Genomic DNA, 20,241 nt, shown 5'->3' on the forward strand with positions numbered 1-20,241 from the left:
TTTTTTTATTTTTTCAGGTCTTTTAATATCTCCTGAATGGCCCGATCCAGTTGTGGATCATTTCCTTGTAACCGGTCCATAAAGGTATTTTTAATATAAATATCAGGTTTTACACCTGTTTTTTCAAGATTTTGCCCATCCAGAGTGTAAGTTCCCCAAGAAGGTAATCTGTAAGAAGATCCGTCTACAAGACCTTTTCCTGAAGTAAAGATGATCCAGCGGTAAGTATCCTGACCTATAATTTTTCCAAGTTTCAGGGCTTTAAATCCGGCTGCTGTCATCTCTGCATCACTTAGAGAGCTTTCGTTTATTAATAGTACTATTGGTTTTCCGGAAGGAGCAAAGTTTGGTTGTGTCGTCATTTTTCCTTCACGATATTTCCATTGCAGATAAGGTTTTTGTGATAAGAAGTTCAGTACTTTATCATGAACGTTTCCACCTGTGTTATATCGCAAATCAAGAATAACAGCATCTTTTCTGTTTTCCTGTTCCACCATGTCCAGAAGGAATCGGTCCAGCTCATCTGTAGACATGTTTTTCATGTACGAATAAGCAATGCGATTGTTACTAAGCTGGTTGACACGTTGGCGGTTGGTGAAAATCCAATCATCATAAAGCAGACCTTTTAGCTCCATATTCGAAATAGGGTGCACTTTGGTTGTGATGTTTTTTCCACTACGGCTGAAAGTAAGAACCAGTTCATCCAGTTTTTTAGGAGTAGCAAAATAAGATTCACGGTTTTCACGAGTATCAATATTTTTACCATTTACGGCTACTAACTGATCTCCCGGTTTAATATCAACACCCGATAAGAATGCCGGGGATTTACGTACAATACTTTCTACTGTATAAGGCTGATCTTTCTTAAAGATAATTCCTGTTTCGTTTGTAAAGTAATTCAGCTGTTTTGTTTCTTCTTTTCCGACTGAAGAGAATCCTGTGTGTGATGAGTTCAGTTCACCCAAAAGATCATTCAATAAAATTCTCAGATCATTTCTGTTGTTTACATACGGAACATATTTAGCATACTGTTCCTTTTTAGCTTTCCAGTTAATGCCGTGGAATTTCTCATCATAGAAGTTCTCCTCAACACCTGTCCAGGTTTCATCATACATCTGGGTGAATTCCGAAGCCAGGTCTTTATTGAAAGTATACTGGATGTTTACCTTTTCAGGCTTTAAAGCGGCTAAAGACATTTTATAAACATTGCCTTCTATTAATGCAAAAAGGTTTTTATTATTTTTTGTGATATAATAAGCTGCTTTGTCAAATACCTTCTCGGATTTTGCAGGTTCAAAATCTATGAAAACCTTTTTAAAGAGTTGTCTTTTTCCGTTATCCTGATTGGAATTATACAACAGAATTTCTTTTTTATCATCAGCAAAAACTGTTGGATCTTCCTGATAGCCATATCTGTCCGTTACCATTTCAATTCTTTCCAGGGCATATTCCGGATTAACCTTTAATTCTTTAATTACAGGTTCTTTCTCTTCTTTTTTATCTGTAACTTCTTCCTTTTTAGTTTCTTTAGCCTTTTTGTCTTTACTGTTCTTTGTATCTTTTGCAGTGTCTGCAGGCTTCGTTTCTTTTACTTCTTCTGTAAAAAGTTTATCAAACTTTTCAGATTTATAGGGTTCATCGAACCAATCCAGGGCCATACGGTAAATATTGGATTTCTGCATGCCCAAAGGGTAAGATGGGTTGGTTCTGTCACTTGCAAAGTAAATATATTTGCCATTTGGAGACCAATAAGGATCCTCTTCGGAAACTCCGGTATTGGTAAGGTTTATGGTCTGGCCCTTCTTAATGTTGTAAACAAAAATATCAAGTTCAAAATTTCTTTTTGCAGAGAATAGTACATATTCATTATTCGGTGAAAAAGAAGGTCTCGAGTTTTGGAATGCCCAAATCTCATCCTTTACAATAGTATTGGAATTAAAAGTTTTTAAATCCAGTAATCTGACTTCGTCACGGCCACTTAGATAAACCGCTTTTGAAAGATCATTATTAAGTGTGATACTTCGGTTATTACGGGCATCGTGAGTTAATTGTTTTAGTTGCCCTTTTCCGTCTGCAGAAATTGTAAACCAGTTTTGGTAACCTTTATCGGTCTGACTGAAAAGTAATGTGCGGTTATCTTTTAACCATTTTACTTCCATTACACGCTCTTTGCCATCAGAAACTTGTTGTGTAAATTTTCCTTCAACATCAGAAACAAATAGTACACCTCGGCTTACAAAAGCCATTTTTTTACCGTCTGGTGACACATCGTAATAGGAAATAGTATTGTCTACACTAAAGTTCTGCTCTTTTGCCAGTGTCTTATTCGTATTCAGACTGGCATTCAGAAGTTTTGTGTTTTTTGAAGCTACATCATATATGTAAAGCTGATAGTCTTTTTCGAAGATTACCTTAGATCCGTTTGCTGCAACAAAAGGTTTTTTGATAGAGGTATCAAACTGAGTTAATGCGAGCTTTTTACCATTTTCAATTTTATAAAGATTGTATTCATTATTATTCTCATCAGAGATAAAATAAATAACACCATTTTTATCTACACTTGGATTGAAATCTTTTCCTTCGTAGTTGGTATATTGTTTAAAAGAGTTAGTCTTTGGACTATAGCCCAGGATATCAGGGTTATTTTCTCCTTTGTAACGCTTACGGTAAGTCTGGTTAGCACTTTCCATAGAACTTGTGAAAAGATATTCTCCTGCAGGAGTTTCTGCCAGACCATTAGTATTATTGAAATAGTTATTGAAAAGCTTTTGTGGAGTTTTCCCTTCTATAGTTGTTTTAAAACTGCCGAAATTATTATTTCTGCTTGAAGTAAAATAAATGGTTTTGCTATCCCATCCCCAGTTTTCCATTTCGTCTTTACCGGTATGGAAAGTTAACTGTTTTATTGTTCCGCCTTCGGCTGGCATTACATATACATCATAATTTCCATACTGATTGGAGCTGAATGCAAGCCATTTTCCATCGGGGGAAATACGTGGATTTATCTCTTCTCCTTCTAGAGCGGTAATTCTGGAGGCATTCCCACCATTGGAGTCTACTTTCCAGATATCTCCATCATAAGAAAAATAAGCAGTTTTTCCATCCGGACTTAGTGAAGGGCCCGATAAAAAATAAGACTTTTCTTGTGCCGAAATCTGAATAATAGCAAAGGCAGCCAACAATGAAACATAAAGTTTTTTCATATACAGTTAATTTTTTTATAAACTTAGAAAATTCTTTAGGATTTCTTCACCTGTTGACGCGGATTTTTCAGGGTGGAACTGCGTTGTATAGAAATTTCCTTTCTGAAATGATGCGGAAAAAGGCAGAATGTAGTTTGTTACAGCAGCTGTATCTTCGGAAAGCTCGCAATAATAGCTGTGTACATAGTAAACATCTTTATTTTCTTCAATATTGTTGAAAATAACACTATTTAGATTGGTAAGAGTATTCCAGCCCATGTGCGGAACTATATCTTCGGCCGGAAATTTTCGAACTCCGGCATCGAATATACCCAGACAATCGACATTCCCTTCTTCAGAATTTTTGCAAAGCAATTGCTGGCCAAGACATATTCCTAAAACTGGCTGTTTCAGGTTAATGATAATTTTATCCAGTCCTCTTTCCTGTAAATATTTCATGGCAGAACTAGCTTCTCCAACTCCGGGAAATATTACCTTATCAGAATTTTGCAGGATCTGTGGATCATCGGTAATAATAGCATCGTAACCCAGTCGGGTTACTGCATTGTAAACAGATTTTACGTTTCCTGCATTATATTTAACAATAGCAATCATGTTTTTAATTTAGAATTATGAAGTTAAAAGTTAGAAGTACGAATTACGAAGTTAGAAGTAAGAGATTAGAATTATGAATGTGAAAAATCATTTATTGATTATTCCTGGCTTTATTGATTATTGTTACAATTATTTTTAGAATTTCTTCTCCTTCCTGATGAAGAATAGATATTTTATCCGAGTAGTTTGAATTGAAACTTTTTAGTACTTCAAGAAAATACAAACATTCATCAGCTTCTTCCTCTACAATTTTTAATTTATTAATAAAATCAGCATTTGATTTTGCCCTCTGCGCAGCTCCGTAATTGGCTCCTACAGATAAGCTTGCTCGGGTTAACTGATTGGTAAAAGCTGTATAAGGATATTTATGTGGAAGAGTTTCCAGAAAAAACAACATATTGATAGCATACTGCTGCGTGCGTATTTTTAGATCAAACTCTTTCATAATTTATCAGTTTTTTATTTCGTACTTCTAGCTTAATTTAAATCGTTTATTTTACATTTCGTACTTCTAATTTCGTACTTCTAATTTTACAACATTCCTTTGGTAGAGGGAAGTATCATTTTTTCCGGATCACGTTTTACAGCAGATTTTATAGCTTTAGCAAAAGCCTTGAAAATAGCTTCTATTTTGTGGTGTTCATTTTGTCCTTCGGCTTTGATATTGAGATTGGCCTTTGCTCCGTCGGTAAAAGACTTGAAGAAATGATAAAACATCTCTGTAGGCATCTCTCCAATTTTTTCTCTTTTAAAATCTGCATCCCATACAAGCCAGTTTCTTCCACCGAAATCTATGGCTACCTGAGCCAGGCAGTCGTCCATAGGTAAGGTAAAGCCATAACGTTCAATTCCTAATTTATTACCCAAAGCTTTGGCGAAAACTTCTCCTAATGCGATAGCGGTATCTTCTATGGTGTGGTGTTCATCTACTTCAAGGTCACCAGACACCTGTATGTCTAAGTCCATTTGTCCGTGGCGGGCAATTTGATCCAACATATGATCAAAGAATCCAAGTCCGGTTTGTATATTAGATTTTCCGGTACCATCCAGATTCAGATTGATTTTTATTTTAGTTTCATTGGTATTTCGTTCAACCGAGGCTGTACGTGCTTCCAGTTTCAGGAATTCATAGATCGATTTCCATGAAGTTGTTTTCAGAGCAATATATTGCTCAAGACTCTCTTCTTTTGATATTTCTTCAGCTCCCAGATTCTCATCATTAGCAATGAAAATTCCTTTTGAGTCTAAATTCTTAGCCAACTTTATATCAGTAATCCTGTCGCCAATAACAAATGAGTTTTGTAAATCGTATTCAGGGTTATTAATATAGCGGGTAAGTAATCCGGTATTTGGTTTTCGGGTAGGGGCATTCTCAGAAGGGAATGTTTTATCAATAAGAACCTCTGAAAAATAGATATCTTCATTTTCAAGAGCTTTGATAATAAACTGGTGTACCGGCCAGAAGTTTTCTTCAGGGTGAACATCAGTGCCTAATCCATCCTGGTTGGTAACCATTACCAGCTCATAATCGAGCTCACGTGCAATTTTTGAAAGATACTGAAATACTTCAGGGTAGAATTCTAATTTTGTAAAACTGTCTACCTGATAATCTTCTGGTTCTAAAACTAAAGTTCCATCACGGTCTATAAATAGGACTTTTTTCATTTTTCTAAGGCTATAAGTTATAAGATTATTAGTTATAAGGTTTCAAGGCTGCAATCAGCTGGTTGTTTTCTTCTGTTGTTCCTATGGTAATTCTTATGCAATTGGCAATTACACTATTTCTGTTTCGAGTAATAATTTTCTGCTGAACTAAATTATTATAAATTTCATCAGCATCATTTACTTCGGCCAAAATAAAGTTGGCATCAGACGGATAGATTTTTTTGATCACTGCAAGTTTCAAAAGTGCCTTTTCCAGGCGTTCTTTTTCTTCAAGAATGGTTTTTATTTCCGACTGGTATTTTTCATCATCTACCAAAGCTATCAAAGCAGCTTCCTGATTGAGTTGACTTACATTATAGGGTGGTTTTGTTTTATTTAACAGAGAAATGATTTCCGGAGAGCTATAAGCAATACCAACACGTACAGCAGCTAATCCGCGAGCTTTACTAAAAGTTTGACTAATAATAAGATTAGGATATTGCTCAAGTTTTTCGGTCCAGCTTTTTTGAGAACTAAAATCTATATAAGCCTCATCTACAAATACGATTCCGTTGAAATTTTCGAGGATAAAATCTACATTTTCTATACTGTTTCCTGTAGGATTATTGGGAGAGCATATAAAAATAAGCTTTAGATTTTCATCTTTCAGAAATGGGATAACTGCTTCTCTGTCAATTTGAAAGTTGTGATTGAGAGGTAATTGTAAAAGTTCAGTATCATTGATATTTGCCGATACTTCATACATTCCATAAGTAGGAGTAAATACCAAAGCCTTGTCATTACCTGGTGTACAGAAAATTCTGAACACCAGATCTATGACTTCATCACTACCATTACCCAGAAAAATTTGAGATACAGGAATGTTTTTCAAAGCACTTAGCTTTTCCTTTACTTCTTTCTGATAGGGATCGGGGTAACGGTTAAGAGTACCGAAAGGGTTTTCATTGGCATCCAGAAAAATACCCGTATCACCATTATACTCGTCTCTTGCGGAAGAGTAGGGTTTTAGTTTCAGGATATTGGGACGAATCAGGCTTTCTAAATTAAAATTTTTCATCTTTTATAATTGTGTTGTTTTGGGAATTAAACGATTTCAGGCGAACAGAAACTGCATTTTTGTGTGCAAACAGTTCTTCTGCTTCAGCCATCTTTTCAATACTTGGTCCTATATTCTGAATCCCTTTTTCGGTAACTTTCTGAAATGTGATTTTTTTAACAAAACTATCCAGTGATACGCCGCTGTAATTTCGGGCATATCCGTTAGTTGGTAAGGTGTGATTGGTTCCTGATGCATAATCTCCGGCGCTCTCGCACGAGAAATTCCCCAGAAATACTGATCCTGCGGAAGTAATGCTATCGGTGTAGTTTTCGGCACTTTCCATAGCAAGAATCAAGTGTTCCGGCGCATAGAGGTTAGAGAATGCTATACATTCTTCAATACTATTCAATACAGCACCACGACTCTGTAAAAGTGCCTGAGATGCTATTGATTTTCGTGGTAACTGAGTAAGTTGGTTTTCTATCTGAGAAAGAGTTTGCTGGAGAATATTTTCATCTGTTGTCAGGAGTATGACTTGAGAATCACTGCCGTGTTCTGCTTGGGATAGTAAATCTGCAGCTACAAATTCCGGATTGGATGTAGTGTCTGCTATTATCAGAACTTCACTCGGACCGGCAGGCATATCTATTGCCACACCAAAGTTCTGAGCAACCTGCTTTGCTGCAGTTACATATTGATTTCCGGGACCAAATATTTTATCCGCTTTTTCAATAGTCTCCGTTCCGAAAGTCATAGCTCCTATGGCCTGAATACCACCAACTTTATAGATGTTTTTAATTCCGATAAGGTAGGCTGTATAAAGTATAGCCGGATTTATATTTCCATTTTTATCAGGTGGGGTGCACAATGTAATGCTTTTACAACCTGCTAACCGAGCTGGAATTCCCAGCATAAGAACCGTTGAAAATAGTGGAGCACTTCCTCCGGGAATATAAATACCTATGTTTTCAATTGGTCTTGCCTCTCGCCAGCAGTTTACACCTTCAGTGGTTTCAATAATATTTTTACTCTCTTTTTGTGAAGCGTGAAACTTCTCAATATTAGAAGCTGCGATCTGAATGGCCTGCTTGAGTTCTTCAGAAACTGAAGCTATTGCCGTTTCTATTTCATCAGCTGTTACTCTGATATTAGTTAGATCTGCTTTATCAAATTTTTTAGTGTAATCAATTAGTGCCTTGTCCTTTTCATTTTTGATATCTTCAAAAACTGTCAGTACAATATTCTGCAAGTCTTCAGTCTTTTGTACAGGGCGCTGAATAAGATTTTTCCATTCTGAAAGAGGCGGATTTATATAAGTTTGCATGAGAGGTGTAAGTTATAAGGGGTGTAGTTATCTGATTTTATAAAATCAATGTGTCAATAGGTGAATTAGTAAATTTTATACTTCGTATTTCGTACTTCTAACTTCGTACTTTATCAGAGTATCATCTTTTCAATTTCCAATACCAGAATACCTTCCGCACCGAGATCCTTTAGCTGTTCTATAATTTCCCAGAATGTATCTTCTTTAATTACAGAGTGTACCGAGGACCATCCCGCTGTGGCCAATGGGAGTACGGTAGGTGCTTTCATTCCGGGTAAAACATCTATGATTTCCTGTAGTTTATCACTGGGGGCATTCAGTAGAATATATTTGTTTTCTGCAGAGTTCTGAACGGCTTTTATTCTGAATAATAAACGGTCGAGAATTTTTTGCTGTGCTTCCGGAAGATTTTTACCTGCTACCAGAACAGCCTCACTTTTCATTACTGTTTCTACTTGCTTTAATCCGTTCGTCAGCAGGGTAGAACCTGTACTTACAATATCGAATATTGCATTGGCCAGCCCTATGCTTGGTGCTATTTCTACACTGCCGCCAATTTCTTCAATCTGTACATTGATGTTTTGTTCTTGAAAGAATTTAGTCAGGATTTTAGGATATGAAGTAGCAATTTTTTTGTCTTCGAAATAGCTGATTCCGCTGTATTCTTCATCTTTAGGAATAGCCAGGCAAAGATTGCAGGCTGCAAAACCCAGTCTGGAAATAATATCTATATTTTTATCTTTTTCCAGTACCTCGTTTTCACCAAGTATACCTATGTCTACAACTCCCTGTTCTACATATTGAGGGATATCGTCGTCACGAAGAAATAAGATTTCGATTGGGAAATTTTTTGCTGTGGCCTTTAGGATTCTGCTTCCGTTGGAAATATTGATGCCACATTCTTCAAGCAGTTTAAGTGAAGTTTCGCTAAGTCGTCCTTTTTTCTGGATTGCAATTTTCAGATTCATGTCTAATTTTTGATGTTTGGATCTGAGCAGCAATGCAGAAAAATAAAAACCCGTCATGACTGCTCAGACGGGTTTTATATATCTTAGGTGTACACACAACTAATCAACTCGCCTGTTGCAAGAATGATGATGGTGATGATGTACAGCGTTGAATTTCATTTTTTGTTTTTCTACTATGCAAATCTATAACTTATTTTTGAACTGCAAAATATTTTAGATAATTTTTTTTAATTAGTGCTTTACACCAGTCAAACTATCGCCATCGGAGCTTTTTAGGCGAAAGAATATAAGGCTGGCTAATGCCGTTAATACGCCCATGGTAAGGAAAGTATAGCGAAACACGGTTATAGAATTTGAATGATCTACCCAAGGCAGATCACCATATTTATTCAGAAGGTAAGCACCAACTGATATTCCCAGACTCATGGATAATTGCTGCATAACCATTAGGAGGCTATTGCCATTACTGGCATTTTTATTATCCAGATCCGACAAGGAAAGTGTATTCATCGTTGCCAGCTGAATAGAGTTTACAGCTCCGTATATAACCAAGAGTGGAATCAGTAATGGCAATGGTGTATTTTGATCTGGTATAGCAAATAATGAAATAATAACAGCAATGAGAATGGTATTGATAATCAATGTTTTTTTATACCCAAGTTTTTTTACAATAGGAACAACCCATGGTTTTACCATAATAGTTGTAATAGCTGACGGGATAAGCATCATCCCCGATATAATGGCTGTATGTTTAAAGCCAACCTGAAATAAAAGAGGTAAAAGTAGTGGCATTCCGCCAATTCCCAGTCGGGTAAGAAGGTTTCCAAAAACACCAATTCTTAATGTTCTTATTTTTATCAGATTAAGATCTATGAGAGGGTTATCTACTTTTTTGAAATGGCGGTAATACATATTCATTAAAAGAATACCTGTAGCAAATACCAAAATAAGCCACCAGCCATTGATCACTTTTTCGGAGCCAAGCTCTATAGCAACTGTCAGGAGTAGTAGAGAGCCGCTAAACAGTAGCATTCCGGTAAGATCAAATTTTTTGCCTTTATTTACGTAATCAGGCATATATTTTCGGGCAAAAAGTATTCCGGCGATTCCGATAGGAATATTGATCAGAAAATTCCAGTGCCAGCTGGCAACATCCACGAGCCAGCCACCTAGTGTAGGACCGATAATAGGACCAACCAGTCCGGGAATTGTAATAAAATTAATAACTCCCAATAGTTTGTCCTTGGAGTAAGTATATAAGATTGCCAGACGGGAAACCGGAACCATCATGGAGCCTCCAATCGCCTGAATAATTCGGGAGAGTATAAGAAAACCTAAATTCGTGGAGAGGGCACAGAGTAATGAGCCTACAGTGAATATTCCGACAGCCCATATAAATATTTTTTTGGAACCAAATCTATCCGATAACCAACCACTAAGCGGTATTAGTAGGGCAAGGATTAAGACATAAGAAATGATAATGGATTGCATGGTAAGGGGAGAACGGTTCATGTCTTGCGCAATGGAAGGTAGTGCGGTATTAAGAATGGTTCCGTCCAGCGACTGCATGAAAATTGCCAGAGCAGCTATCCAGGGCAGAAATTTATAAGTATTGTTTAAATCTTTATTCTGAGCATTCATCGTGTTTTAGATTACTCTTGTATTGTTAAACGTCTCTTTCTCTCAAATTTAATAATAAAAAAAGAGCTTTAATTAAAGCTCTTTAAATACTACTGTACTGTTATGTCCTCCGAAACCAAATGCATTACTCATCGCTGTTTTCACTTCTTTGTGTAATGATTCATTAAATACAATCTGTATTTCTTCCGGAATCTCAGGATCCGGTTCTGTCATATTGATTGTAGGCGGAACAATATTATCATTAATTGCTTTAATAGAAATAATAGCTTCAATAGCTCCTGCAGCACCAAGCAGGTGTCCAGTCATGGATTTTGTAGAGCTTACATGAAGGTTTTTTGATCCTCCGAATACTGTTTTCACAGCATTAACTTCTGCAATATCACCAATTGGAGTAGATGTTGCGTGAAGGTTCAGATAGTCAAGCTCTTCAGGTTTTACTCCCGCTTCTTCCAAAGCCAGTTGCATAGATTTAGAAGCACCCAAACCTTGTGGATGTGGAGAGGTAATATGATAAGCATCTGCAGTCATTGCAGCACCTACTACCTCAGCATATATTTTTGCACCTCTTGCCTTTGCATGCTCATATTCTTCTAATATCAAAGCAGCTCCACCTTCTCCCATAACAAAACCATCTCGGTCTTTATCAAAAGGTCTGCTGGCAGTTTGTGGATCATTATTTCGGGCAGTCATCGCTTTTAATGCAGCAAAACCTCCGAAAGAAGCCGGAGTAATTCCAGCTTCTGATCCTCCGGTGATAAAAGCCTTTGCTTTACCAATACGGATGTAGTTAAAAGCATCCATAATAGCACTGTTTCCTGTAGCACATGCGGATACAGGAGTATAGTTGATTCCCTGTAAACCAAATTTCATAGAAATAAGGCCTGAAGCCATATTGACTAATAATTTTGGAATAAAGAAAGGATTGAAACGTGGATTTTTGTCTCCATTTATATAATTCTCAACTTCATTTTCAAAGGTTTGCATTCCGCCTTGTCCTGTTCCCCAGATTACACCAAAATCGAACGGATCCATTTTGGACAGATCAAAATTGGCATCTTCCATAGCCTGAGCAGCACTGTATAATGCATATTGTGTAAAGAGATCACTACGTTTGATCTCATTTTTATCTAGATATTTTAGCGGGTCAAAACCTTTTACTTCGCATGCTACCTGAGTTCTGAAACGGGTAGAATCAAAATGTGTTACTTTATTTCCTGCACTTTTTCCGGCGGTAATATTACTCCAGAATTCTTCAACGTTACTTCCTAAAGGATTTATAGTTCCTAATCCTGTAACAACAACTCTTTTCATTGTAAACTTTATATAATAAATCTGGGCTTTTAAAAAAACGAAATGCAAATATACGGCAAGAAGCATAAACTATGCTATAGATAATATATATTGCGCTAAAAAAGCTTTATAAAAAGTTTTATTTTAAAGATGTTGCAGGTAGAGGTACAAACTCTGTCTCTCCTGGTACTTTAGGGAATTTTTGATCTTTCCAGTCATGTTTTGCCTGTTCAATTATTTGTTTGTCAGAGCTTACGAAGTTCCAGTGAATATATCTTTCTTCCGGAAAAGGTTCTCCACCGAAAATATAAACAGTGGTATTCGCATCCATTTCAAATTCACATAATTTTGCATCTTTTGCTATTAAAATGAATTTTGGTTCATAAGTATTGCCCTCACTTTTGATATTACCTTCCAGAATGTACAATGCACTTTCACCATAAAGATCATTTCCTATGCTGATTTTAGCAGGTTTGTCTCCGGTTTTAATCTCTACGAAGTATAATTTGCTGTGTACAGGAACAGGTGATGTTTTACCAAAAGCTTCACCTGCGATTAGTTTATAGTGTACCCCATCTGTTTCCCATGTAGGTATATCAGATGCTTCTATATGATGAAAGCTAGGCTCACTACCTTCAAGATGCTTTGGAAGAGCAACCCAGATTTGCAATCCATGTAATCTTTTATCGGTATGACGAAGATATTCAGGAGTTCTTTCTGAATGTACAACACCTTTCCCTGCAGTCATCCAGTTAACAGCGCCAGGTTGAATTTCTACTGCAGAGCCTATACTGTCACGATGGAATATTGAACCTTCAAATAAATAAGTTAATGTAGAAAGGCCAATGTGTGGGTGTGGCGGTACATCCAGATTTTGATAATCTTTTAAGTTTGCAGGCCCCATATGGTCGATAAAAACGAATGGTCCTACTGATCTTTTTTCAATAAAAGGAAGGAGTCTTCCTACCATAAAATTACCAATATCTGCTGCCCTTTCCGGGATGATGATTCCTATATTTGACATGTTTGTTTGTTTTAATTTTTATAAAGAAGTTACATTATCGGCTACGATTCTTTTCCATTCCGGATGTCTCTTGATATAAGCAACTACCAAAGGACAAAGTGGGTTGAGCTTTTTGCCGCTTTCTTCTATTGCTGCCAATGTTTTCTCGATTACAGCTGTAGATGCACCCATTCCCTGTAATGCAGGTTCTACTTCGGTATGAAGAAGGGTAATAGTGCTGTTGCTTTCCCTGTAAGTAATAAAGGCTTTACTGCCATCTATTTCAATTTCGTATTGTTGAGGTGCTTTAATCAACGGGATGTTTTCAAATTCTGGTTTCATAATATTTGTTTTTAGATATGTTTAGCGATATTCATGTAATAGTTTATTTTAACCGCAAAAGAAACAAAAGTTTTTCTGAAAATATTAAGCTTCGAAAGTATCTTCCTTTTATTTTGAGGTGTCAGGCTGAGCTGAGTTTATAGTGAACCTGGCGAAATATCGAAGCCAACATTTGTTTAAATTAAAATTTAAAATGAATCTTATTCTTTTTGTTTCTTTTGTGGTTTATAAAATATTAGTCTTGTAAAGTTCCGAATTTTCCTCTGTTAAAATCATCAAAAGCTTGAATAATTTCTTCACGGGTATTCATTACAAACGGACCATGAGCAAAAATGGGCTCATTGATAGGTTCCCCGCTCATAATTAGAACAATTGCATTTTCTGTTGCTTCAATAGTGAAATCTTCACCATTGTTTTCAAAAAGTATAAAGTTATCGGTTGGCGCATCGATCCCGTTTACTTTTACACTTCCTTCAATAACCAATGCTGCAGTGTTGTAATTTGCAGGGAAACTAAAGCTTGCTTTTCCACCTGCATTCAACTTAGCATTCATTAAGTTTACCGGAGTAAATGTAAAGGCCGGGCCTTTGTGTTCATTATAATTTCCGGCGATAATCTCAATACTTCCAGCCTGATCAGGAAGATCAACTTTTGTCATATTGGCATTTGTGATTGCCTGATATTTAGGAGCTGATGTTTTATCTTTTGCAGGAAGATTTACCCACAATTGTACCATCTGAAACTCACCACCAGTACGGTTGAAGTTTTCTTCATGGTATTCTTTGTGTAATATACCGGAGGCAGCTGTCATCCATTGTACATCTCCCTCACCAATAACTCCGCCACCACCACTGCTGTCATGGTGTGCAACACGCCCCTTATAAGCTATAGTAACGGTTTCAAATCCTTTGTGTGGATGCACGCCAACACCTTTTAAATGTTCACTAGGCGGGAAGACAAATTTTGAGTTGTAATCCAACATAATAAACGGGCTCATACGTTGCATACTAAGTCCTGATACGCCAGGGATAAAGTTATGCACACGGAATCCATCTCCTACGAAATGTGTTCCTTGTGGTGCTATTACTGCTTCTATTTTTTTAGTGTTCATGATGTCTGATTTATAAGTTGTGATTGTGAATTAATTTTGCCAATTGCTGAATTAGTTGCTGCAATACAGAGGATGGCTGGCAAACATATTATCTGTAAAAGAATAGTTTTGCTGTTTTTGTATTTTTAAATCTTCTGCAATCTGATTACTTTTCTCAATAATATCTGCAGCAGATGAAAAAGAAAATACAAGTACATCGCTTTGCTGAAAGCCTGCTATTTTCTGTAATTTAGAAACTGAATCTTTGTCAAAATTGTTTTCCAAAGCAATGAGATTGAAATCAATGCTCTGAATTTTTTCAATAGCAGTTTCTATATTGTCTACTAATGTGATTTTCCAGTTGTTGAACTGGCTGAAATCGATTTGTTGGTTGGTTACCAAAAGCATTTCTAAAGTTTTCATAATAACTCTCATTTTGTAGTACAAAGATATAATGACAGAAAAGCGAATGAATTGATGTAGGATAAGATGTGCAGGTTTTCTAATAGAAGGGAACGATAGCTGTTTTCTATTAAATAAAAACTACAGTATATTTACCTTATGAAGAAGTATATAGGGCTAAGCTTATTCTTGCTTGTTATGATAGCTGCTGTTTCTGTAAAAGGACAACAGAAATATTGTGATTCTCTGCGAGGAGAAATACCACGTTTTTGCAAACTAATAGAAGATGAAGCGATTGAAGAATTTCCAAAAGATTATGCCAGAATAGGGAAGTGTATAGAAATAGATGCTGTAATACCTGTGTTGCTTAATTTTAATATGATGAAGCTAAAAGCACTTGAACTTCAGAAAAAAGAAGATCGTTTATTCACTTATGGTGACTGGATGCTAATTATTGAAAAATATAAAAAACTTCCTGAGTATTATGATGTAAAAGAAGTAATGGAACTGCTTGATCATAGAATAAATATCGCTGACTGGAATAAGATTGAAAAAGTAATCCGAAAATATGTACTACCCGTTTATTTGAAGAAAATAAATTTAGATGAGGTAAAGAAAAAGCTTTTTTCTCCGGAAAATAGCGAAAAAAGCTTTTCAGATGTTTTGGGGAGATTAAAGTAAAGCTGTTTCTTTTAAGGATATTGCTTCCTAAGAAGTTTTAAAAATTTAAATAAACCATCCTGAGCTTGCGCACTACCATTATTGATTAAAATAATATAAGCTTTTGGTTCCGATCTGTTTATATGTGTATAAGCAAAGAAAGTTCCGTCCGTGCCTAAGTGCTCTGAATATTTAGTCTTATTTTGAATAAAATTTCCCCAGCCTATACTATAGTGGTCGGATGAATTGAATAAATACTGATAGGTTTTCGCTTTCAAAAAGTTATCCTTTCCTGCCAGTCCCTGTAAATTGAGTTGGATGAATTTTGAATAATTGATAATATTCATGCTGATATCTCCGGCAGGTTCTGCCAGACTAAGATCATATTTGGTTTCCGGAGGGATACTAACCAGTTTAGTATCTATCCAATGTCCCCATGGCTGATTGATGTTAGTTCTGTTGGGCCACCCCAGGTTATATTGTAATTTTAATTTGTCCTTTAAAACGTCCTGAACCAATTGCTCCCATGTTTTTCCACTGGCTTTTTCCAGCATTAGGGCAGCAACACTATAACCTGCATTAGAATAATTGTAGGGTTTATCGTTTTCTACCGGAGGGAGTGTTAGGACATATTTAGCGAAAGCCTGCCTTTTTTCAACTTTGTTTCCGTTAAATTCAGGAAGTTTCTGGTATTCGGCTCCTGATGTATAAGCCTGTATTTTGGCTTTATGTTCCAGAAGTTGACTAAGTGTAATGTTTTGATATTGAGGATTACTCTTATCTTTTAGTTCAGGAAACAAATCGAAAAATTTTGTGTCCCAATTAATCTTATTTTGTTCGGTTAAATAACCAGCAATAAAGCCTGTAATAGCCTTTGTGTTGGATCCTAAATGAAAAAAATCATTGATGTTGGCATTTGGCTTTTCATTGATTTGCTCAATCCGGTGATGGCCGATTACCTTTTGTATCAATATTTTATCAGGTGTTACAACTGCATAAGCCATTTCCGGGATGTGGTTAGCCTTGATAATACTATCAGCAGTTTTTTCTAAACGCTGTTGAGCACTAAGATTTAGAATTAGTAACAGAAATGAAAAAGATAATCGTTTTTTCATTAGATAAATATTTATGATTTTAATGTTTTACGCTTACTCTGGTTTTATTGCTAAAAGAGAATAGACCATAGGAATATTGTTGCCCAGATGTTTTATTCTGAATTTTTTAGGTTCAAATTCTTCTGTGTGGCTAAAGCAATTATAAGGAGAATAATTGAATTCATTGAATGCCTGAATTTGCATTTTATTCCCCATAAGGCTTGTGAAAACTTCAGATAAACTATGATTCCATGAAATACTTTTGAGTTGCATTTCTGCTTTTTTCTCTGCGTAAGTACCTGTATTGGTTTCCACAATAGCATCACTTTTAAAGTAATTGTAACCAATTCCTTTAAAATCATCATCAAACATCCATACTACCGGATGAAATTCTGCAAAAACAAATTGCCCGCCGGGTTTCAGAAAGTGATTAATAATACTGGCCCATTCATCTAAATCGGGTAGCCAGCCTATGGTACCATAACTGGTAAATACAATATCGAATTGTTCGTGTAAAACATTAGGAAGATTGTAGACATCACTACAGATGAACTTGGTGTCAGTACCTGCTTGCAAAGCCAATTCTCTTGCTTTTTCAATAGCCTTATCAGAAAAGTCAATTCCTGTAACCTCTCCACCCATCCGTGAAAGAGAAATACTGTCCTGTCCGAAGTGGCATTGAAGGTGTAGTACTTTTTTTCCGGTGATATCTCCAAGCAGATCCAATTCTATACTATTGAGGGAAGTATTTCCTTTAAGAAAACCTTCTACGTCATAAAATTCAGAATCGAAATGAGTGTCTACTCTTTGGTTCCAGGATTCTTTATTGACTTCTAAATACTTATCTTCAGGGTTCATTTATTACTTTCTTTTGCGGTTAACTAACTTAACCACTAAAGTAATAAAAATAACAAGTCCTACAAATCCTAAAGCCAGCTGCCACCAGTACTCAAGTAATGCGTATTTTAAAATAACAGTAAACACTACAAAAAAGAGAATGAATGTAGCAATTTCATTAGCCTGTCTTAGTGCAATATTTTTGGAAGGTAGTGTTGCATTATTAAGTTTCTTCAACTGGATTACTTTCTTCCAGCACCAATAATGATAAATAGCCAGACCTACTAATGCTGTAAGCTTTAAATGAAACCATGGCATCTTGAATAATGCCGGATTCATACAGATCATTGTAATACCAAAAATCAGCATGAGAGTACCACCTGGCACAGTAATAATATTCCATAACCTACTGGCCATAAAGGCATATTGCTCACGAAGAATATCTCTTTTAGGATTGTCGAATGCGTCGGTATCTTTATAGTAAACAAATAATCGTACAGTATAGAAAAGCCCTGCGAAATAACTTACCATGAAGATAATGTGTAATGCTTTGATAATGAGGTAGGCCATTTTAGAATAATAAATTATTGGTTATGAATGATACAAACACTTAGCTGAACTCTATAAAGATACGTTCACCAACACTAAGCCCAAGTAGGCTGGAGGCTCCGTTTATGCTGCTGCCTTTATAAATGGCAACTTCCAGAAGATCACTTTCATTGAAGATAGCAGAAACACTTCCATGGTACTGAGGTTCGTTTTCCCAGTCTTCTACAACATCGGTGTAATGGTTGTTTACTTTAGACATGACAAAGTTCCTGAACTTCAATTCAAAACTATCGTAAGATTTTAAGGTATTGTTGAAGAAATTTCTGCTGACGTTAGAAATAGCATTCCCAAAATTATCGATATACATGATTTCCCCTACGATAATACCTTCAGTCTCATTTAGAATAGCTCTTGGGAAGGAATTTTCCTTTATTTCACCTGTCTTTTTACCAACAACTTCCGGGATTCCGCCTTTTGCCAAATGTGCAGCAACAGGAACGAAAATATCTGTTGAGGTAAAGCTTACCTGATCATCAAAACGGCTTCCAAGTGTTATTTCATAGATATCATCCGGATTAATGTCGAAAAACATTAAGCTTAGAAGTCCATTGTCAGCGCAAATAAAGTAATGATCATCTACTTTGGCAATAATATTCTTCCGGTCTTTATGGTAAAAAGAATCCACACTAATGATGTGTATTGTTCCTTTTGGATAATATTTGTAAGAACTTCGGATGATATAAGCTGTCTGCTGAAGGTTATATGCCTGTATCTGATGAGTAATGTCGACTATGTTTATAGTCGCCAGTTCATTGTATATACTACCCTTAATAGCAGCAACCCGGTAATCGAGTGTTCCGTAATCAGAAGTTAGTGTAATAATCGGCATATACTGCAAAGATAGAAAATACAGAGCAGTCCTGATAAATTAACAATTCTTTTATCTGTATTTTTTTCGGAATCGTTATATTTGTTTAGTTACACACGTAAAAACAAGTATTGGATGTATGAATTAAATTATGAACTGAAGGATATAGATACCAAGCAGTTTTATGGGGTGCAGAATCAGTATTTCAATCTGATTAAGTCCTCATTTCCAACATTAAAAGTTACCGGAAGAGACAATTTTATCTTTGCTATGGGAAATAGTGAAGCGCTAAAAGTGCTGCAAGAAAAGCTGGACGACATTGTTTCTTTTATATCAAATAATAACAGCATCGAGCTAAAAGATGTAGAAAGCATCCTGAAAATAAAGGATGAAAATGAGAAACAACTTGTTTTTGACAGTGATATTCTACTAAAGGGCGTTGGCGGAAAAATTATCAAGGCTAAGACAACTAACCTTAAAAAGCTGGTTAAAGTTTCCGAGAAAAAGGATATGGTCTTTGCTATAGGACCTGCAGGAACAGGTAAGACCTATACAAGTGTAGCATTGGCAGTAAGAGCTCTTAGAGATAAGCAGGTTAAGCGAATTATCTTAACGCGTCCGGCAGTAGAAGCAGGTGAGAGCCTGGGCTTTCTTCCCGGAGATATGAAAGAGAAGCTTGATCCATATATGCAACCCTTATATGATGCTTTGAGGGATATGATTCCTTTTGAAAAGCTGGAAGGTTATATCGAGAAAAAGGTAATAGAAATTGCTCCTTTGGCTTTTATGCGTGGGCGAACACTGGATGATGCTTTTGTAATTTTGGATGAAGCACAAAATACAACACATTCTCAGATGAAGATGTTTCTTACCCGTATGGGGATGAATGCCAAATTTATTATTACAGGAGACCCTAGCCAGATAGACTTACCAAAAAATCAACAATCCGGATTAAAAGAAGCGATGTTTATTCTTAAAAATATTGATGAAATAGGCTTTATACATCTGACTGATGAAGATGTGGTAAGACACCCGGTAGTGAGAAAAATTATTCAGGCTTATAGCAGTGAAGAAGGTAGAATGCAGGAAAAATAAAATTTTAACATATTTTAGCATAGTATTTGTAATTGATAACCTACAGTTATAAAATTAATATTATGAAAAAATCATTATTGTTAGGTGCTTTTGCACTGTTAGGGTTTGCTGCAAGTGCACAAACTACCGGACAATTGAAAATTGGAGCTAATATTGGTATCCCTGTTGGTGACGTATCCAATGTATCAAGTTTTACTATGGGATTGGACGCGGCTTATCAGTGGAGACTGGCAGAGAATTTTGACTTAGGTATTGCAACGGGTTATCAGCATTTTTTTGGTAAGAGTGGTTGGTCTGATGGTGGATTTATTCCATTAGCAGCATCTGCACAATATTCTATTGATCCGAAGTTTTTTATCGGAGCAGATCTTGGTTATGGATTTCTTACAGGTAAGGGATCATCAGGTGGAGGATTTTATTACCAGCCAAAAGTTGGTTATCAGCAATCTGATTGGGAATTATATTTAGGATACAAGGGAGTATCTGATAATGGAAGTATCAGTTCTGTTAACCTTGGATTTAACTTTAAATTTAGATAAGTAAAATCACTTACTATAAATAAAACCTTCGTTGAAAA

Annotated in this window: 20 protein-coding genes; 3 read left to right on the plus strand and 17 right to left on the minus strand. The window is 36.1% G+C overall.

All coding sequences use genetic code 11. The features are described from left to right. Positions 1 to 5: 5 nt before the first annotated feature. The 13 genes from BAZ10_RS01250 to BAZ10_RS01310 all read right to left on the minus strand — a co-directional run bounded on the left by BAZ10_RS01250 (position 6) and on the right by BAZ10_RS01310 (position 14,582). Positions 6 to 3,203, minus strand: coding sequence for a S41 family peptidase (locus tag BAZ10_RS01250; RefSeq protein WP_078770478.1), 3,198 nt, complete (start codon positions 3,201 to 3,203; stop codon positions 6 to 8). A gap of 15 nt (positions 3,204 to 3,218) precedes the next feature. Beyond that, positions 3,219 to 3,797: an imidazole glycerol phosphate synthase subunit HisH gene (gene hisH / locus BAZ10_RS01255; RefSeq protein WP_078770479.1), complete on the minus strand. Its 579-nt coding sequence runs from the start codon at positions 3,795 to 3,797 to the stop codon at positions 3,219 to 3,221. Between the two features lie 91 nt (positions 3,798 to 3,888). Next, positions 3,889 to 4,242: a four helix bundle protein gene (locus tag BAZ10_RS01260; RefSeq protein ID WP_078770480.1), complete on the minus strand. Its 354-nt coding sequence runs from the start codon at positions 4,240 to 4,242 to the stop codon at positions 3,889 to 3,891. 86 nt (positions 4,243 to 4,328) lie between these two features. Beyond that, positions 4,329 to 5,462, minus strand: a complete 1,134-nt coding sequence (gene hisB, locus BAZ10_RS01265) for a bifunctional histidinol-phosphatase/imidazoleglycerol-phosphate dehydratase HisB (RefSeq protein WP_078770481.1) — start codon at positions 5,460 to 5,462, stop codon at positions 4,329 to 4,331. Between the two features lie 28 nt (positions 5,463 to 5,490). Further along, on the minus strand, positions 5,491 to 6,519 hold the full coding sequence (gene hisC / locus BAZ10_RS01270) for a histidinol-phosphate transaminase (RefSeq protein WP_078770482.1): 1,029 nt from the start codon (positions 6,517 to 6,519) through the stop codon (positions 5,491 to 5,493). After that, complete coding sequence (hisD, locus tag BAZ10_RS01275) at positions 6,506 to 7,825, minus strand: histidinol dehydrogenase (RefSeq protein ID WP_078770483.1); 1,320 nt, start codon at positions 7,823 to 7,825, stop codon at positions 6,506 to 6,508. The genes hisC and hisD overlap by 14 nt, the downstream gene beginning before the upstream one ends. 113 nt (positions 7,826 to 7,938) lie before the next feature. Next, on the minus strand, positions 7,939 to 8,793 hold the full coding sequence (hisG, locus tag BAZ10_RS01280; RefSeq protein ID WP_165690083.1) for an ATP phosphoribosyltransferase: 855 nt from the start codon (positions 8,791 to 8,793) through the stop codon (positions 7,939 to 7,941). Between the two features lie 231 nt (positions 8,794 to 9,024). Next, positions 9,025 to 10,434, minus strand: a complete 1,410-nt coding sequence (locus BAZ10_RS01285) for a DHA2 family efflux MFS transporter permease subunit (protein ID WP_078770485.1) — start codon at positions 10,432 to 10,434, stop codon at positions 9,025 to 9,027. A gap of 72 nt (positions 10,435 to 10,506) precedes the next feature. After that, entirely contained in the window at positions 10,507 to 11,745 is a 1,239-nt protein-coding gene (gene fabF / locus BAZ10_RS01290) for a beta-ketoacyl-ACP synthase II (RefSeq protein WP_078770543.1), read from the minus strand. Positions 11,746 to 11,863: 118 nt separating this feature from the next. Then, complete coding sequence (locus BAZ10_RS01295) at positions 11,864 to 12,748, minus strand: pirin family protein (RefSeq protein ID WP_078770486.1); 885 nt, start codon at positions 12,746 to 12,748, stop codon at positions 11,864 to 11,866. Between the two features lie 18 nt (positions 12,749 to 12,766). Next, the gene (locus tag BAZ10_RS01300) at positions 12,767 to 13,069 is read right to left on the minus strand and encodes a GNAT family N-acetyltransferase (protein WP_078770487.1); all 303 of its coding nucleotides are present in this window, start codon (positions 13,067 to 13,069) and stop codon (positions 12,767 to 12,769) included. 235 nt (positions 13,070 to 13,304) lie between these two features. After that, on the minus strand, positions 13,305 to 14,180 hold the full coding sequence (locus BAZ10_RS01305; RefSeq protein ID WP_078770488.1) for a pirin family protein: 876 nt from the start codon (positions 14,178 to 14,180) through the stop codon (positions 13,305 to 13,307). 51 nt (positions 14,181 to 14,231) lie between these two features. Then, the gene (locus BAZ10_RS01310) at positions 14,232 to 14,582 is read right to left on the minus strand and encodes a hypothetical protein (protein WP_059324027.1); all 351 of its coding nucleotides are present in this window, start codon (positions 14,580 to 14,582) and stop codon (positions 14,232 to 14,234) included. A 138-nt stretch (positions 14,583 to 14,720) separates the two neighbouring features. Between BAZ10_RS01310 and BAZ10_RS01315 the strand changes: the two genes are divergently transcribed. Then, positions 14,721 to 15,242, plus strand: a complete 522-nt coding sequence (locus BAZ10_RS01315) for a hypothetical protein (protein WP_078770489.1) — start codon at positions 14,721 to 14,723, stop codon at positions 15,240 to 15,242. Between the two features lie 11 nt (positions 15,243 to 15,253). Here BAZ10_RS01315 and BAZ10_RS01320 read toward each other — a convergent pair whose 3' ends face one another. Genes BAZ10_RS01320 through BAZ10_RS01335 form a run of 4 tightly spaced genes read right to left on the minus strand, consistent with a single transcriptional unit; the run spans position 15,254 to position 18,590 of the window. Next, the gene (locus BAZ10_RS01320; protein ID WP_078770490.1) at positions 15,254 to 16,336 is read right to left on the minus strand and encodes a serine hydrolase domain-containing protein; all 1,083 of its coding nucleotides are present in this window, start codon (positions 16,334 to 16,336) and stop codon (positions 15,254 to 15,256) included. Positions 16,337 to 16,369: 33 nt separating this feature from the next. Further along, entirely contained in the window at positions 16,370 to 17,173 is an 804-nt protein-coding gene (locus tag BAZ10_RS01325; RefSeq protein ID WP_078770491.1) for a class I SAM-dependent methyltransferase, read from the minus strand. Between the two features lie 3 nt (positions 17,174 to 17,176). Further along, positions 17,177 to 17,722, minus strand: coding sequence for a CopD family protein (locus BAZ10_RS01330; RefSeq protein WP_059324023.1), 546 nt, complete (start codon positions 17,720 to 17,722; stop codon positions 17,177 to 17,179). 40 nt (positions 17,723 to 17,762) lie between these two features. Further along, positions 17,763 to 18,590 (minus strand): SAM hydrolase/SAM-dependent halogenase family protein, encoded by an 828-nt coding sequence (locus tag BAZ10_RS01335; protein ID WP_078404666.1) that lies wholly within the window; start codon positions 18,588 to 18,590, stop codon positions 17,763 to 17,765. Between the two features lie 114 nt (positions 18,591 to 18,704). On the opposite strand from BAZ10_RS01335, the gene BAZ10_RS01340 reads away from it, so the two are divergent. Then, positions 18,705 to 19,664, plus strand: coding sequence for a PhoH family protein (locus tag BAZ10_RS01340; RefSeq protein WP_078770492.1), 960 nt, complete (start codon positions 18,705 to 18,707; stop codon positions 19,662 to 19,664). A gap of 62 nt (positions 19,665 to 19,726) precedes the next feature. After that, a complete protein-coding gene (locus BAZ10_RS01345; protein ID WP_065080673.1) occupies positions 19,727 to 20,203 on the plus strand; it encodes a hypothetical protein in 477 nt (158 codons plus the stop codon). The last annotated feature ends 38 nt before the right edge of the window (positions 20,204 to 20,241 follow it).

The sequence above is a fragment of the Elizabethkingia occulta genome, from assembly GCF_002023715.1.
Classification (GTDB): domain Bacteria; phylum Bacteroidota; class Bacteroidia; order Flavobacteriales; family Weeksellaceae; genus Elizabethkingia; species Elizabethkingia occulta.